General features: G+C 59.4%; 11 protein-coding genes and 1 other annotated feature. Of the genes, 2 read left to right on the top strand and 9 right to left on the bottom strand.

The window, feature by feature from the left end; translation table 11 throughout:
* Position 1: 1 nt before the first annotated feature.
* Complete coding sequence (locus KDN35_RS00680) at positions 2–3,517, bottom strand: BadF/BadG/BcrA/BcrD ATPase family protein (RefSeq protein ID WP_212131848.1); 3,516 nt, start codon at positions 3,515–3,517, stop codon at positions 2–4.
* A gap of 183 nt (positions 3,518–3,700) precedes the next feature.
* Positions 3,701–5,164, bottom strand: a complete 1,464-nt coding sequence (locus tag KDN35_RS00675; RefSeq protein ID WP_212131847.1) for an LCP family protein — start codon at positions 5,162–5,164, stop codon at positions 3,701–3,703.
* Between the two features lie 262 nt (positions 5,165–5,426).
* Between KDN35_RS00675 and KDN35_RS00670 the strand changes: the two genes are divergently transcribed.
* Together KDN35_RS00670 and KDN35_RS00665 are read left to right on the top strand one after the other, a co-directional pair.
* Positions 5,427–6,341 carry an NAD(P)/FAD-dependent oxidoreductase gene (locus tag KDN35_RS00670; RefSeq protein WP_171564349.1) on the top strand — a complete coding sequence of 305 codons (915 nt, stop codon included), beginning with the start codon at positions 5,427–5,429 and terminating at the stop codon, positions 6,339–6,341.
* A gap of 43 nt (positions 6,342–6,384) precedes the next feature.
* Positions 6,385–6,858 carry an NUDIX domain-containing protein gene (locus tag KDN35_RS00665; RefSeq protein WP_171564350.1) on the top strand — a complete coding sequence of 158 codons (474 nt, stop codon included), beginning with the start codon at positions 6,385–6,387 and terminating at the stop codon, positions 6,856–6,858.
* A gap of 32 nt (positions 6,859–6,890) precedes the next feature.
* Here KDN35_RS00665 and KDN35_RS00660 read toward each other — a convergent pair whose 3' ends face one another.
* The 7 genes from KDN35_RS00660 to KDN35_RS00630 form a co-directional block, all read right to left on the bottom strand.
* Positions 6,891–8,288, bottom strand: a complete 1,398-nt coding sequence (locus KDN35_RS00660; RefSeq protein WP_212131846.1) for an MFS transporter — start codon at positions 8,286–8,288, stop codon at positions 6,891–6,893.
* Between the two features lie 14 nt (positions 8,289–8,302).
* Entirely contained in the window at positions 8,303–9,421 is a 1,119-nt protein-coding gene (locus KDN35_RS00655) for a mandelate racemase/muconate lactonizing enzyme family protein (RefSeq protein ID WP_171564352.1), read from the bottom strand.
* Positions 9,422–9,433: 12 nt separating this feature from the next.
* Entirely contained in the window at positions 9,434–10,195 is a 762-nt protein-coding gene (locus KDN35_RS00650; protein WP_171564353.1) for a TraR/DksA C4-type zinc finger protein, read from the bottom strand.
* Between the two features lie 215 nt (positions 10,196–10,410).
* Complete coding sequence (gene ileS / locus KDN35_RS00645) at positions 10,411–13,197, bottom strand: isoleucine--tRNA ligase (RefSeq protein ID WP_212131845.1); 2,787 nt, start codon at positions 13,195–13,197, stop codon at positions 10,411–10,413.
* Between the two features lie 50 nt (positions 13,198–13,247).
* Positions 13,248–13,518: a binding site (T-box leader), on the bottom strand.
* A gap of 55 nt (positions 13,519–13,573) precedes the next feature.
* Positions 13,574–14,068 carry a DivIVA domain-containing protein gene (locus KDN35_RS00640; RefSeq protein ID WP_171564355.1) on the bottom strand — a complete coding sequence of 165 codons (495 nt, stop codon included), beginning with the start codon at positions 14,066–14,068 and terminating at the stop codon, positions 13,574–13,576.
* A gap of 94 nt (positions 14,069–14,162) precedes the next feature.
* Positions 14,163–14,936 carry a YlmH family RNA-binding protein gene (locus KDN35_RS00635; protein WP_212131844.1) on the bottom strand — a complete coding sequence of 258 codons (774 nt, stop codon included), beginning with the start codon at positions 14,934–14,936 and terminating at the stop codon, positions 14,163–14,165.
* 13 nt (positions 14,937–14,949) lie between these two features.
* On the bottom strand, positions 14,950–15,219 hold the full coding sequence (locus KDN35_RS00630; protein WP_171564357.1) for a YggT family protein: 270 nt from the start codon (positions 15,217–15,219) through the stop codon (positions 14,950–14,952).
* Between the last annotated feature and the right edge of the window lie 11 nt (positions 15,220–15,230).

The following is a 15,230-nucleotide window of genomic DNA, read 5'->3' as shown; positions in this document are numbered from 1 at the left end:
GTCATGACGGGATCGATTCGCTGCCCGTCTGCGCAAACCCGGTCGATTCCATCACAGCCGTCCGTTCCTGCGTGTCGAGGCCGAGCAGTTCCCGCCGCTTCTGTTCGATGCGCTTCTGCAGCTCCGCTTTTTTCGCGGCCAGATCCTGCAGCCGCTCCTCGTGCAGACTCAGGCTGTGGGCATAGGTTTTCACACGAATGTTGATCGAGCCGCTCGGCTTGTTGGCGTCGATGTCGTGCAAGGCGGAATAAGGCGTTCCTGCCGTCGAGATGATCTTGTCGATCAGCCCGTAGGTCGGTGCGTCATGACCGCACTTGAAACTGGACAGATCAAGCACCGCAACGTTGGGATGGCGGGCGGCAAACTTGGCTGCCCACACCTTTTGCACGCTGTTGGAACTGAAGTTTTCCGGCCAGACATCCGTCACCTCCAGTGCGTGCTCCACGCGCCCGCTCTCGATGTCGTCGCGGAAAAAACGCCGCAGCCACTGCTCGTCCTTGGGGATGGAGCGCATCGAAAGGATGGGGTAGCCCAACACCTGAAACTCTTCCAGCACGCCGTGATTGAGACCGGGATCGGAGTGGTACGGCCGCCCGATCATCAGGATGGCCAGACGGTTTTCCGCTTCCACCTGCTCCAGGATCGCCTTTCCCCGCTCCTGCATTTCGGCGTCAAAGAGGTCCATCGCCCGCCATCCCTGCTCCACGGCAAAATCGCTCTCGTCCTCGGTGATCTGCAGCACGTCTCGAAACGCCTCGAACAACTGCTTTTTCATCATGTGCCGCTCCGTAAAGGTGACGGCCGGGTCGAGGTAGGTGACACCTCTCGTCGCAAAGAAGTCAATCTCTTTCGTAAAGGCCGCTTTAATCACATTGGGCGCCCCGGCGACAATGGGACAGCTCGCGGAATCCATCACGTTCTGCAAGTGGGTCGGAATGTGGGTGATGCACGGGAATACGATGCAGTCCAGCGGCTTCCGCTCGTGATGCTTGAACAGCAGATTGTGGATGTGCGCCTGGGCCACCTTCGACGGGTAGCACGGGTCGATCGAGCCGTACTTGCCGCCCTCCAGCCACATCTCTTCGCTGGTGTAGTCGCTGAATACGATGTTGTTCTTGTCGATGCCAAGTGTTTCAAAATAGGTGCGCCAAAACGGAGCTGTCGACCAGATGTTGAGCACCCGCGGAATTCCGATGCGCATCCGGCTGCGCCGCTCTGCCGCCTCTGCCGAGGAGCGCTGAAAATGGCGCGTATACACCTTTCTGCGCACGCCCCCCAGACCCAGCCACCTGCGCGTGACGCGCACGTCGTTCACCGTCTCGTCCGCTGTTGGCATCGGTTCCGGATCGTAGAAATGCTGGAACATGCGGGTCGCTTCGTATTCCACCAGGTTGGGATAGTGTTTTTTCAGTTCCTGCCGCTGCTTGGTCAGGCGAATGACCGCCTCCTTGTCTTCCACCGTTCCCTTTTCGCAGCTAAAGCCGGAGATGTAGCGGGCCGTCTGTCCGTCCGGCGTCTTTGCGTCAATAAAGGTTCGGCTGCAGTGGTTGGGACAGAAGGTACAGCGGGTGGATTCGTCGTTGCGGGTGATGTACGAAAGCCCAATCGCAGCATCCAGCCCCAGGAAGGTGGAATACCCCCGACGCTTGACGACGCGCAGGGTCTCCATCGCGGCGCCGATCGCGCCTGCTTCACCAGGATGGGGATGCACGTACACCTTGGCGTCGGGAACCCGCTCCCTGATGTAATCGACCTGCGCTTTGACCGCTGCCAGGTTGTACTGCGTGCCGCCCTGGAGGACAAAGGTGCGGCCCAGTTCGGCCATGCGCGGGATCTGCACGACGTACTGCCAGACGTTTTTCGGCAGGACCAGGGCAAGGCCGGCCAGCAGTTCTTCCTTGGAATACCCTTCCTTTTGAAAATTGACCCGGTCGGCATCGAGGAACACCGCACAGCCGTAGGAAAACTTGGGGGTGAGTTCCGCCTTGAAGGCCGTTTCCGCATACTCCTGGATGGGAATGCCGAACTGGTCGGCCATCGCCTGCAGCAGCATGCCATTGCCCGCCGAGCATTGGTTGGACAGCCGGAAGTTGCGGATGTCGCCGTTTTTCAAAAAGAGCACTTTGATGTCCTGGCCGCCAATGTCGCAAATCACGTCGACATCCCCGAACTGGTGAACGGCGCTCATCATGTGGGCGACCGTCTCCACGATGTTGACGTCCGCCCTGAGCGTCTTCTCCAGCACGTCCGCCGCGTACCCGGTGGCGCCAAAGCCGATGATCTCCAGCTCCGCTCCTTCGCCTGTCACCTTGTCGCGAATCCGCCGCAGCATCTCTTTGGTGTCTTCGAGCGGGTTGCCCTTGGACAGTTGGTACTCTTTCAGCAAAATGGCGCCGCTCTCGTCAACGAGCACCGCTTTGGACGACGTCGATCCTCCGTCCAGCCCGATCACCGCCCTCACCTTTTGCCCAGGCGAGAAGCTGGCGGGCGTAAACGGCGGGATGCTGTACGTGCGGCGGAATTCTTCCAGCTCGCTGACACTGCGCACGAGCGGCGGGCCGGCATTTTCACCCAGTTTGGCTTTGCGTCCGTGGGCGATGAAGGCTTTCAGCGCTTCGATCCCTTTGTACGCGCCCACCTCGGCCGGCTCGTGCAGTCCGTACATGACGGCGCCGTATGCGGCGTAGTACTGGGAGTTTTCCGGCACAAAAATCAGCTCTTCGACGGGGATGTCCCGGGGGTACTGGTATCCCCGCTCTTCCCACGTCTGCGGAATGCGCTTGCGCCAGCATTCCTGCAAAAACGGCAGGTACGTATTGGGGCCGCCCAACAGCAGCACCCGGTGCCTGAGCGTGTTTCCCCGCGTGAGTACGGACAGGTTTTGCATGACGATGGCGTCCGCCAGCGAACACATGATTTCCGCCGCCGGGATGCCGCTCTTCACCAGGTTGACGATGTCCGTCTCTGCAAACACGCCGCATTTGGCGGCCACGTGGTGCAGCTTGGAATCGTCGAAATGCAGCCGGCCCACCTTCTCCATCGGCATGCCCACCTTGATCATGCATTTGTCGATGGTGGCACCCGTCCCGGAGGCGCACTTGTCATTCATCGAGGTGATCGCCTGCTTGTCCCTCTCTTCGTTTACCTTGAAGATGATGATTTTCGCGTCCTGCCCGCCCAGTTCGATCACACTGCCGACGTCAGGATGAAGCTGTTCCACTGCCATGGTTACGGCGTTTACTTCCTGGACAAACTTGGCGCCGACGTGTTCCGCAATCGGGCCGGCCCCGGAGCCGGTCATAAAGATGCGAATGTTTTCACGCCGGACATGGGCAAACTGATTGCCGATCGCCACCAGGAATTCCAGCACTTTTTCCGCCTGCTTGGTATGATGGCGCTGATAGTCTGACCAGAGAATCTCCCTGGTGTCGGGATCGACCACGGTAGCTTTGACGGTAGTCGAGCCGACGTCGACACCAATAATGAGAGAGTCTTGCCCTGCAGCTTCCTTTGCCATCAAAACCACACCTTTCTCCAATAACATCCATATAGGTAGCGTGGCAAAGTTGGATGTAATCTATTCATCATGGATATAGGGGAAAAGAGATGGGCCAACAAAAAACCCCTCCTCGGCACTTCGAGGAGGGGGTGCGGGCAGCCAGCCTGTTTGGCAGGTTGCCGCATGTCGTTTTCTCATCTGTTAGTGTATAACCGCACCGCTGCCCTCTTCTTTGCCGGCTGCCCCGGCAGGAAGCGAATCAAAAGAGGGTGGAGCAATGATGTCGGGCGGCGGAAGATTGGCGGGCGGCTGCTCGGCTTCGGGGCTGGTGCTTGGCGGCGGAGACGTTTGCTGTCCGCCCGTTCCGCCCGAAGCGGGAATGTCCGCTGGGGAGTTGTCCGTTCTCCCTTTTCCGGCCGACACGTCACCGGAATCAGCCGGTTTGGACTTGCCGCCGTTGAGTGCCGGCGTGGAACCGGCAGCCGATTGGCCGGTTTTCCCTGCCTGTTTGGAAGCTCCCGTCTTCCCGTTTCCAGCCGTCTGTTTGCTTGGCGCTGTCGTCTTTTTTTGTTCCGCGCGTGCGTACTCGGCAACGGCCGCCTCGCTCAAGGTTGCGCCTGATGTGACCTTCATGGCGCTTTGCAGGGCGGAGCGGACCTGATCCATCTTCTCTTTGGGCCACAGCGTGTACAGGAGGCGGGAATCCCATACGGCGCCATTGTCCAGCGAAACGATCCGCTCCGAGGAAAAGCTGGTGAAATCGAGGGCCAATCCGGTGATCTGCTCTTTGGACAGATCGGTTTTGATGTGCTGGCCCGCTGTCTCCAGAATGGCGAACGCGTTCCTGAGGCCATTCATCGACGTCACTTTGTCGGCCACCGCCCTGATCACTTCCTGCTGCCGCCGGTTGCGGTCAAAATCGCTGGAGTCGTAAGCGTGTCCCCGCCGGTCCACACGGTGGCGGACAAAGCCGAGAGCCTGCTCGCCGTTCAGCACCTGCCGTCCCTTTTTCAGACGCTTGTAGACGCCCCCTTGGGGTAGTTCATAGACGAGGTCGCGGTCGACCGTCACCTCTACCCCGCCCAGCTTGTCAATCACTGCGGTGAAGCCTTCAAAGTCAAACAGGACGTAATGCTGAACCGGGATGCCCATCATCGCTTCGACCGTTTTTTTCAACAGCGAGACGCCGTTTTCGGTCACCGGCTCGCCTCGCTGCTCTGCGCGAATCCGCACGCTTTCCCCGGCGGCAAACACGCTGTTGATCTTGTGGTAACCCGGGTAGCCCGGCATCTGGACGCGGGTGTCGCGCGGCAGAGAGACCATCGTCACCCGCTGCGCATCGGGATCGACGACGGTCAGAATCAGCACGTCGGTGTTTAACATGCCCCCCAATTTCCGGGTGTCGGTCCCGATAATCAGCACGGAAATCGGCTTCTTTTTCTCGTACGCCTGCTGCGTTGCAGGCTCGTCCGGCAGCTTGTACGGGTCATTCGTAATCGTCCCCAGGGTTTCGTTGATCCGGGTGAAGCTGTAGGCGGCTCCGGCTGCCAGCATACACAGAATCAGACAGCCCGCCAGCAGCAGACGCATTCCCCATGTCCGTCGTCTCCGTCTGGCGCGGCGCCCCTTTTGTGCAGGAGCAGTCGCTTCATCCGTCTTCCGCATGCGTCGTCAACTCCTCAATCCCATTGTACGTGGCGTTTGGCTCGACGATTCTACCTTTTCTGGAAAAAATATGTATAATTCTATCACAATTTTGTCTGGCTTTGTAGAATGATGATAGGTTCCAAAATGGGATCAGGTGCCGGCCTGTTCCGTCCGGAAGGCCCGCCCTCCAGAACGCACTTGCGCTCCCCACAGGAAAACGGTAGTCTAAAATTATCCAAGATAGAAACCGGAACGATCACGGGAAGCGGAGGGGCTGAGTGTGGAACACGTACAGGTGCTGATCGCCGGCGGCGGCATCGCCGGGTTGTCTGCTGCCATCTGGTGTGAACGGCTCGGATTGTCCTGTGTCCTGGTGGAAAAAAACGATCGGCTCGGCGGGCAGCTTTCGGACATCCACAACCAAATTTGGGACTTTCCACCGCGTGTATACCCGGATGGCGCGGCCTTGCTGGACGAACTGCTCGCCCATCGATCAATTCGCGCACTCCGTCCCCGCCTTGGGGAAGCGCTCCGCTCGATCGATCTCGACAAGCACCTGGTCCATACCGACAAGACCGTGTACCTGGCCGACTACCTGATTATCGCGACGGGCGTGCGCCCCAATCGGATTCCCGCCCTCGTCGGCTGTTCGCGGGTGCTGCAGCCGTGGTTCTCCACCACCTCGCAGGGAACCGCTGTCGCCGGCCAGGATGTCGCGGTGATCGGAGGCGGTGATCGGGCGGTGGAAAGCGCCTGCAACCTCCTGCCACACGTCCGCAGCCTCTACCTCCTCGTCCGCAGCGATCGGCTGCGAGCCCGTCCGCAGTGGGTGGAGCGCCTTCGCCCTCACCCTTCTCTCCACGTGCTGTGGGAGACAGTGGTGAGCGACTGCCGGGAGCAAAACGGCAAAGCCGTGCTCACCCTGGACTCCCCCCGCTCCGACACGCCGCAAACGCTCGTCGTCGATTGGGTCCTGCCGCGAATCGGCGTGCGCGGGAACAGCGAGGGGTTGGGACAACTGCCTGCCTTGGAAGGCGGGTATCTGCAGACCGACGTCAACCTGCGGGTGGGTGCTGATTGGATCTACGCCATCGGTGACATCACCAACGGCGCCGCTTATGCCAGCCTGTCGCTCGCAGTCGGCCAGGCGATGAAGGCGGTCAAGCACATTTCACTTCAGGTCCCGTCGCTGTAGCCGATCGCGTCTAGTGACCATCCGGACAAAAGGAGCCGTGATCATGTACTCGTTCGTCGATAATTTTGGCCTGCCGGTGACGCTCACGTTTGACCCGGCCGTCTACCGAAACCGGCGTGCCCTGCATGTACTGGTTTTTCCGTTCTGGCAGGGCCGGCTGGTTTTTACCCGCCACCGCACGCGGGGCATCGAGCTGCCCGGAGGCAAGGTGGAGCCGGGTGAGTCCAGTCTGGCTGCCGCGATCCGGGAAACCTACGAGGAAACCGGTGCCACGCTGGAGGCGATCGAGCGCATCGGCCAGTACACCGTCAACCACAATCTGGTCAAGGATATCTACGTTGCCCGCGTGCTGGACCTGGAAACGGAGCCACCCGGTGCCGACGTTGCTGAACGGGTGTTGTTCGAACATATACCGCTCCAGGTACGGAATGATCCCCGCTTCAGCCGCTATCTGTACGACGATGTATACCCGCTGGCGCTGGAGCGGGCACGCCGCCATCCGTTTGCGACAACGTGACAGGCATCCCCCAACCGTGGGCGATGCCTGTTTTAGCTTTTGCCTTTTTCCTTTTTCCCGCTCAACAGATGGTTGACCAGATCGTTTGGGTCAAACCCCATCCTGCGCACCGCTTCTGCCCGCTGTCTCTCCTCCTCGCTCTCCGCCTGGATTCCCAGGATCTCCGCCGCCTGACGCATTGCTTCCATGTCTTTTTCCTGCTTGTCTTCCGCTTTTGCCTGTTGGCCGGAAGCCTCCTGGGAAGCTGCCTGCTGCGGTTTTAGAAAGAACAGCGCGACCACCGCAAACAAGGCGGTTATGCCGGCAATGGAGTAAAACATCACGTTGCGGGAAATGCCCAACAGCCAGGTAAACACCGGCGGTCCCACAGCTACGCCGATAAACCGGACGCCGCTGTACAGCGACGTGATCATGCCCCGTTCCGCCTTTTTCACTGCCCCGACGATCATGCTGTTGAGACAGGGCAGGATCATGCCTGTTCCAACACTGCCGATCACCAGCACCCCGATCAACAGGTACACCCCTTGTACGAAACTGGCGATCACGTAGGAGGCGGCCAAAAGAAACATCCCGACGATTACAAACAGGCGCATCAGGCGCAGCTTTTTTTTGATGATCAGGCCGGTCAGGTATGCGACGATGCTCATGACCAGCAGCGGGATGGCCAGGAAACCGCCCTTCAGCACGCCGTCGATCTTGAACGTCTCTTCCAGCAGATCGGACAGGTAAAACAGCACGCCAAACAGTGTGAACAGGCAGATGCTGCCGATAAAGAACGCCGGCACCAGCCAACGTCCGTGCTGCCGAAACACCTGTCCGATGGATCGGAGATACTGACCGACCTGCACCGGCTGTTTCTCCTGCTTGTTTTCCCGGGTACAAAACAAAAACAGCAGCACGATCACTCCGCAGATGATCGGAAACGCGAGAAACACCATGTACCAGGTAATCATGGCCAACAGCGCGCCGATAATCGGACTGAGCACCTTGCCCAAGCCGTTGGATGTCTCCATCAAGCCCAGCGCCCGGCTTTCCGCCGCCCCGTTAAACAAGTCGCCCACCATGGCCAGCGCAATCGGGGCAGTCCCGGCAGCACCGATCCCCTGCAGGACCCGTCCAGTCATGATGATCCCGTACGGCTTGTCCAACCAGAGCGCCGCCAATCCGGCCAACAGACCGCCCGCCCCGTACAGAATCAGAGACAGGGTCACGACGATTTTGCGTCCAAACCGGTCGGACAGATAGCCCGCCAGCGGAATGACGACGCCCGCCGCGATGGAAAACGCGGTAATCACCAGGCTCGTCTGCAAGCCCGTCAGCTGCAGCTTGGCTTTCATCGTGGGCAGGACGGGGATCAACATCGAGTTTCCCAACACCATGACAAGCGGAATGCCCACCAGTCCTATCAGGTTTTTCGTGTTCTGTGCCATACCGTACACCCTCGTCACGCGTATGCGCTGCCATCCCAGCACAACGCTTTGATAATCTGCCAATCCGGCTGGACGCCGATGCCCGCTCCTCGCGGCAGGGTCACCTGTCCATTGACCGGAGCTATTGGAAAAATGCAGGTAAACGGATTGTCCATGACGTCCCACTCCACCGGTTCAATCGGGTCGGCGTCCATTTTGCTCCACGCCGGGAGACACGCCTGCGCGTATATCGCGTACAGCCGCGTTAGCGATCCGTCAAACACGTGCGGAGAGACGCGGTGTCCAAACTGCCGCCCCATCTGCAGCATGAAGCGAAAGCTATCCACCCCGGTCGCATGCATCGGATCGGGCTGGATGATATCAAGCGCTCCCTGTTTCAACAGCGGCACGTACTGGTAGCAGTGGATCAGATTTTCGCCCCCGGCCAGCGGAATTGACAACGCCTGCCGCAATTTGGCGTACTCTTCCGTCCGCTCCATCGGCATCGGCTCTTCCAGCCACATCCAGTTTTCATAACGGGAAAAGACATGCTCCCACTGTCGGGCAGCAGCCAGATCGTAACTTTGGTTGGCGTCTACCGCCACCTGGACGTCTGCGGGCAGCGATGCCATCAGCCGCTCGATGTGACGGCGGTCCTCCTGCCAGGAACGGCCGCCGATCTTCACCTTGATGCGGCGAAATCCGGCCTGCACCTGTCGTTCCACCAGCCGGACGGAATGCTCCGCCCAATCAGGACGCTCGCTGTAGGATTGAAAGGACGCGTACACCGGGATGCTGGTGTGGTACGCCCCGCCCCACAGCTCGCAGACGGATAAACCGGCCAGCTTGGCAGTAATCTCGGTCAGGGCCATGCTGACGGCCGCTGCCGAGCGCTGATGCCATTTGCTGATCACTTCCACCAGGCGCAGGCGGTCCGTCACCCGTTTGCCGATGAGGTACGGGATGATGCGCTCGCGAAATCCCTTGTCCAGCGTCGGCAGCCAGTCTACCGCTTCTCCCCATCCGTCTGCCCCGGAGGTCGTGACGATGCGGATCAGGTAACAGGCGCGGTACTTCTTGTAGCCGTTGGCGTCGCCGTACGGCTGCGTCAACCGATAGAGCAGCGGGTAGGTCTCCACGCGTTCGATCTGCATCCGATGTGCTCCTCACAAGAGATCGTCGCGCCCTTCGCGCTCCGCCCGCTCCTGCAGATACGCTTCGTAATCGAGAAACAAGCCTTTGCCTTCCCCTTTGCGCATGTACTCCTCATACGTGCCGCTGCGCATGAAATTGACGCTCTCCGGACCGTGGTAGCCGTCGATGTCCGTGTAGCCTATCTGCTCGATGGCCTCGACGGCTCCGTCCGCCTCGTCGCTTTCCACGTACATCTCCTTGTAGTCGGTCTTGTCGTTGTCCACATAGGAAAATGGCGTGCTTGACGTTCCCCACGACTCGACAATCTGCCAGGCGTCCTCTCCGTCAAAGCTGTTCTGTCCTTCTTTTTCGTCCAGCGAGGTGCGGCCGAACGGCGGCTGCAAGAACTCCTCCTCGATCGGACGAGACTGGTTGATGTTGGGTGCCGCCGCGTGTTCCTTGCAGGTTTGAGCGTAGGGCAGCGCCTCCAGCCGCTCTTCCGGGATGGGCTGCCCGCAGACGGTGCAGAGCCCGTACGTCCCTTCGTCCATGCGGGTAAGCGCCTGGTCAATCTCCTTTAACGTCTCCCGGTCCAGACTGTCCAGCGCGAGATCTTTTTCACGCTCAAACAGCTCACTGCCAATGTCGGCCGGGTGATTGTCGTACATGGAAAACTCCTGCAGGGATGTCGCCATCGGCTCCCGCATGCCGTAGTGCGCCTGCACCCGCTCCTCCAGCTCACGTTTTTCCTGCATCAGCCGTTCCCTGAACCGAGCCAGCTTTTCCTTGTCCACGCATGCCACCCTCCTCTGTTTGCTTTTCTTGGTGTAGTATGTCTTGCCGGCCGCGAAAATAACCCACGGCCAGCCCCTTGCCTGCCCCGCGTGTGCCGACATCGCTCTGACAACCCTTTCTGCCGTGGGGGAGGAACCCTGTGGACAAAAAATAGCCCTGCCTCACCGCAGGGGCACAGGCAGAGCTGTACTGTTTGTCAGATTGTGAGATAAAATTATTCAGCCACGTGGGCGTAGTGTTCGTGTACGATCGTCACGCAGCGCTGGCAGAGGCTCGGATGGGCGCTGTCCGCCCCGACGTCCTGCTTCACCACGCGGCAGCGCTCGCACTTGACGCCGTCAGCAGGTGCGACGACGACTGCGATGCCCTCCAGCACAGCTGCTTCGCTCGGCACGCTGGCGCCATGCGGATGCAGATCTACATGGGCGACGATGAACAGGTCGGCCAGGTCATCCATGGCGGACAAGACCCGCGCAACCTCTTCGGTTTGCGGATAGAGCGCCAGTTTGGCGTCGACGGAGTTGCCGAACACTTTGTTGCGGCGTGCTTCTTCCATCGCTTTCAGCACTTCGTCGCGCACCGCCAGGAACGCGTCCCACTTGCTCTCCATGTCTGCCGCGAAGCCGAGATGCTGTTCGTTTGCCTCCGGCATGTCGGTCAGCTGCACGCTTTCCTCGGCTACGCCCGGGATGTAGCTCCACACTTCGTCTGCGGTGTGCGGCAGGATCGGCGCCACCAGTTTGACCAGGTTCAACAGGCAGTCGTACATGACGGTCTGCGCGGCGCGGCGCTTGATGCTGTCGGGCGCTTCCACATAGAGCCGGTCTTTGCAGATGTCCAGATAAAAGGCGGACAGGTCAATGACGCAGAAGTTGTGAACAGCGTGGAACACCGTGTGGAATTGATAGTCGTCGTACGCCTTGCGCACCCGTTTGACCACTTGGGCCGCCTTGGCCAGCACGTAGCGGTCCAATTCGCCCAGCTGCTCGTACGGGACGCGGTCCTTCGCCGGGTCGAACCCGTTCAGGTTGCCCAACAGGAAGCGGAACGTGTTGCGGATCTTGCGGTACACTTCGGCGATTTGGTTGAGGATCGCGTCGGAAATCCGCACGTCCGCCTGGTAATCCACGGACGCTACCCACAGGCGCAGGATGTCCGCCCCCAGCTTGTCGATCACCTCTTGCGGCACGACGACGTTGCCGAGCGACTTGGACATTTTGCGTCCTTCGCCGTCGAGGGCAAAGCCGTGGCTCAGCACCGCCTTGTACGGCGCCGTTCCGTATACGGCCACCGAGGTGGAGAGCGACGAGTTGAACCAGCCGCGATACTGGTCCGATCCTTCCAGGTAGAGGTCAGCCGGCCATTTCAGTTCTTCCCGCTCTCTCAACACTGCTTCGTGGCTGGAGCCGGAGTCGAACCACACGTCCATGATGTCTGTCTCTTTGCGGAAATCCGTGCAGCCGCACTTTTCGCAGGTCAGGCCCGGCGGCACCAGTTCACTCGCTTCACGGGCAAACCAGACGGAAGAGCCTTCTTTGCGGAACAGCTCCGCGATGTGATCGATCGTCGTGTCGTTGATCACCGGTTCGTTGCAGGATTTGCAGTAGAAGATCGGGATGGGTACGCCCCAGACGCGCTGACGGGAGATGCACCAGTCGCCGCGGTCGGCCACCATGTTGGCCAGGCGCGTTTCGCCCCAGTGCGGAAGCCACTGCACGTTTTTGATCGCTTCCAGCATCTGTTCGCGGAAGCCGTCGATCGACGCAAACCACTGCTCGGTCGCCCGGTAGATGACCGGCTTTTTCGTCCGCCAGTCGTGCGGGTACGAGTGGGTGATGAAGCCGAGCTTCAAGAGCGCTCCCGCTTCTTCCAGCTTTTGTGTAACCGCCTTGTTGGCATCCTCGTAGAACATGCCTTCAAAACCTGGTGCTTCGGCCGTCATCTTGCCCTCATGGTCAACCGGGCAAAGCACGCCGAGACCGTATTTCTGGCCGATGTTGAAGTCGTCTTCCCCGTGTCCCGGAGCGGTGTGAACGCAGCCCGTACCGGCGTCCAGGGTGACGTGTTCGCCCAGGATCAGCGGAGACGGACGGTCGTAGAACGGGTGGGCCGTCACGACGCCTTCCAGTTCACTTCCCTTGAAGGTAGCCAGAACCTCTACGTTCTCCCAGCCGATCTCCTTGGACGCTGCTTCCAAAAGACCGTTCGCCAGCAGGAATTTGCGGCCGTCCGCATTCACTACGTTGTACTCCAGTTCCGGGTGAATGGAGATGGCCAGGTTGGCCGGAATCGTCCACGGTGTGGTGGTCCAGATGACAACGCCGGTGTCCGTGTCCAGTTTGCCCTTGCCGTCGGTCACTTGGAAGCTGACGTAAATGGATGGCGAGCGCTTGTCCTTGTATTCGATTTCCGCGTCCGCCAAAGCCGTCTCAGACGACGGGGACCAGTATACGCAGCGCAGCCCCTTGTAAATGTAGCCTTTTTTTGCCATCTCGCCGAAGATGCGGATTTGCCGCGCTTCATACTCCGGTTTCAGCGTCACGTACGGATTTTCCCAGTCGCCGCGAACGCCCAGCCGCTTGAATTGGTCCCGCTGCTTTTCGATGTAGGACCAGGCGTACGCTTCACAGCGTTTGCGGAATTCGTTTACCTCGATGTTGCGGCGGTCCAGCCCCTCAGCATTGATAATCGCCTGTTCGATCGGCAGACCGTGGGTGTCCCAGCCGGGAACGTACGGCGCGCAGAAACCGGCCATCGACTTGTAGCGAACGATGATGTCCTTGAGAATCTTGTTCAGCGCGTGGCCGATGTGAATGTTTCCGTTGGCATACGGAGGACCGTCATGCAGCACGAACAACGGACGCCCCTTTGTCCGCTCCTGCACTTTCCGGTAAATCTCCTGCTCATCCCAGCGGGCCTGTATCTGCGGTTCCCGGGTCGGCAGGTTGCCGCGCATGGGAAAATCGGTTTGGGGCAGCGATAATGTTTTGCTGTAATCCATGACCTGTTTTCACTCCTACTTGGTATAAATAAAAAGCCTTCCCCCATCCCAAAAGGGACGAGAGAAGGCTCCCGTGGTACCACCCTGATTGAACGGAACGGCCCTGCCGCAAAGCAGACGGATGCCGCTCCGCTCCACTCGTTTCATTCGTAACGGGAATGACGCGCTCCCTTACTCGCCCGCCGGACGTGACGCCGGCAGCCGGCTTTCAGTTGTGAACTCCCGGGTGATTTTCGGCGACGGCAACTGGCCGGGCTTTCACCTCTCCCCGGCTCTCTGGGCAGTGCTTGGTCACGTACTCTTCCCGTTCATCGTCGATCCAGTGATGAAAAGTTTGCAAATATTATAGTACCATCATGGCCTGAACGTCAACGGTTTATTCCGCCATCAGAGCGGACGTCGTGGAATCTGCCTGCTCGAGATCGTCCCATGCCCCGTTATCCAGCATCTCCAACTGGGCTTCGAGCAGCGTGCGGAAGCGCATCCGATAGACAGAGGCGCGCTTTTTCAACTCTTCGATCTCGATGGCGATCTTGCGGGATTTCGCCAGTGCTTCATTGACGATCCGGTCGGCGTTTTTCTCCGCTTCTTTCAGGATCAACTGCGCTTCCTTGCGGGCGTTGGCCTTGACATCCTCGGCCGTCTCCTGAGCCACAAGGATGGATTTGCTCAGGTTCTCCTCCATGCTCTTGTAGTGTTCCACCCGCTCGTTCAGCATGGCGACACGCTCTTCCAGTTCCTTTTTTTCCTTTATCAGGAGTTCGAAGTCCTTGATCACCTGATCGAGGAACTCGTTCACTTCGTCAATGTTGTAACCGCGAAAACCCGTGCTGAATTCCTTATTGTGTATGTCCAATGGCGTTAAAGGCACATGAACCCCTCACTTTTTCCGGTAATCGTACCCAAATTCTTCGACAGGTTTATCCGCATTTCCTGCCGGAATTTGCAAAATTATTGAGCCCGTCTCAGGTGAGTCGCCCGACGATCATGCGCAGCCGTCCGCTGCGCGTCGGCCCGGACACGTCCAGCAGCTTGAACCGTCCAAACCCGGCCAGCGACACCATGTCGCCAGGCTCCAGCAGATGCGACGGGTCGTCCACCACTTTCCAGTTGACTTTCAGTTTGCCCGCCCGGATCGGGACCAACGCCTTTGCCCGCGACAGGTTGTACACCTCGCCGATGACCGCATCGACACGCGGCGACGGAACCGTGATCACCTTTTCCGCATACCGGGGAGCGGGCGGCTGAAACGACTCCCAATCCACCCGCTCAAATTGGACCGGCGTCCGGTGTATATGGGTCACCTGTGAACAGATGAAATCGGCTACCTCGTCTGCGATGACGACATGGATCGCCTCTTCGGCCACGATCATGTCGCCAAATTTCTCCCGCTTCAGCCCCACGTTCAACAGCGCACCCATCACATCCCGGTGCTCCAATGTATGGAAGCGCTGGTCAGCGGAAATCCGCAGCAGGGCCAGGCGGTAGTCCTCAGGTTCGGGCACGATGTAATCGGGATGGAGCAGCACGCGCACCCGCTCCGCTCCGTCGTAGCCTCCGCTGGCCGAGACGGACACGTCACTTACCTGCGAGGTCAGGCTCTGCATGATCGCAAGCTGCCTCGGGTCCAGAAAATCAGTAAGGCGCATGGCCTGCTTCCGCTCTGTCAGCGTCAGCATCTCCAGCGCCCGTTCCGCAAAGGGACGTTCTTCTTTTCGAAAATGATCAAACACGCTCATGCCGTCACGCACCTCACAGCAGCAGTTGCTGCAGGATCGCATTCAGGCCCCTGTGGGCGAAGTTGAGTGCGATCAGCGCCACGATTGGCGAGATATCGATAAAGCCGAGCGGCGGGATAAAGCGGCGAAATGGCGCCAGATACGGCTCCACCAACCGCTCCAGCAGTTGACCAATGGGCGTTTCCCGCATCTGCGGCACCCACGACATGAGCACGTAGGCAATGACCATGAATTGATAAATGGTAAAAGCGTAATACACAATGGTAAAAATGGCCGTTGTCATTCACTCACCCT

Origin of the sequence: Brevibacillus sp. NL20B1 (genome assembly GCF_018195675.1) — a bacterium.
In the GTDB taxonomy this organism is placed as follows: Bacteria; Bacillota; Bacilli; order Brevibacillales; family Brevibacillaceae; genus Brevibacillus; species Brevibacillus aydinogluensis.
This window is presented reverse-complemented; position numbering and strand designations above follow the sequence as displayed.

Excerpts from the sequence above, each read along its gene's own strand:
- ileS (WP_212131845.1), bottom strand. The coding sequence starts at position 13,197 with ATGGATTACAGCAAAACATTATCGCTGCCCCAAACCGATTTTCCCATG.
- KDN35_RS00665 (WP_171564350.1), top strand. The coding sequence starts at position 6,385 with ATGTACTCGTTCGTCGATAATTTTGGCCTGCCGGTGACGCTCACGTTT.
- KDN35_RS00675 (WP_212131847.1), bottom strand. The coding sequence starts at position 5,164 with ATGCGGAAGACGGATGAAGCGACTGCTCCTGCACAAAAGGGGCGCCGC.
- KDN35_RS00635 (WP_212131844.1), bottom strand. The coding sequence starts at position 14,936 with ATGAGCGTGTTTGATCATTTTCGAAAAGAAGAACGTCCCTTTGCGGAA.
- KDN35_RS00630 (WP_171564357.1), bottom strand. The coding sequence starts at position 15,219 with ATGACAACGGCCATTTTTACCATTGTGTATTACGCTTTTACCATTTAT.
- KDN35_RS00655 (WP_171564352.1), bottom strand. The coding sequence starts at position 9,421 with ATGCAGATCGAACGCGTGGAGACCTACCCGCTGCTCTATCGGTTGACG.
- KDN35_RS00660 (WP_212131846.1), bottom strand. The coding sequence starts at position 8,288 with ATGGCACAGAACACGAAAAACCTGATAGGACTGGTGGGCATTCCGCTT.
- KDN35_RS00680 (WP_212131848.1), bottom strand. The coding sequence starts at position 3,517 with ATGGCAAAGGAAGCTGCAGGGCAAGACTCTCTCATTATTGGTGTCGAC.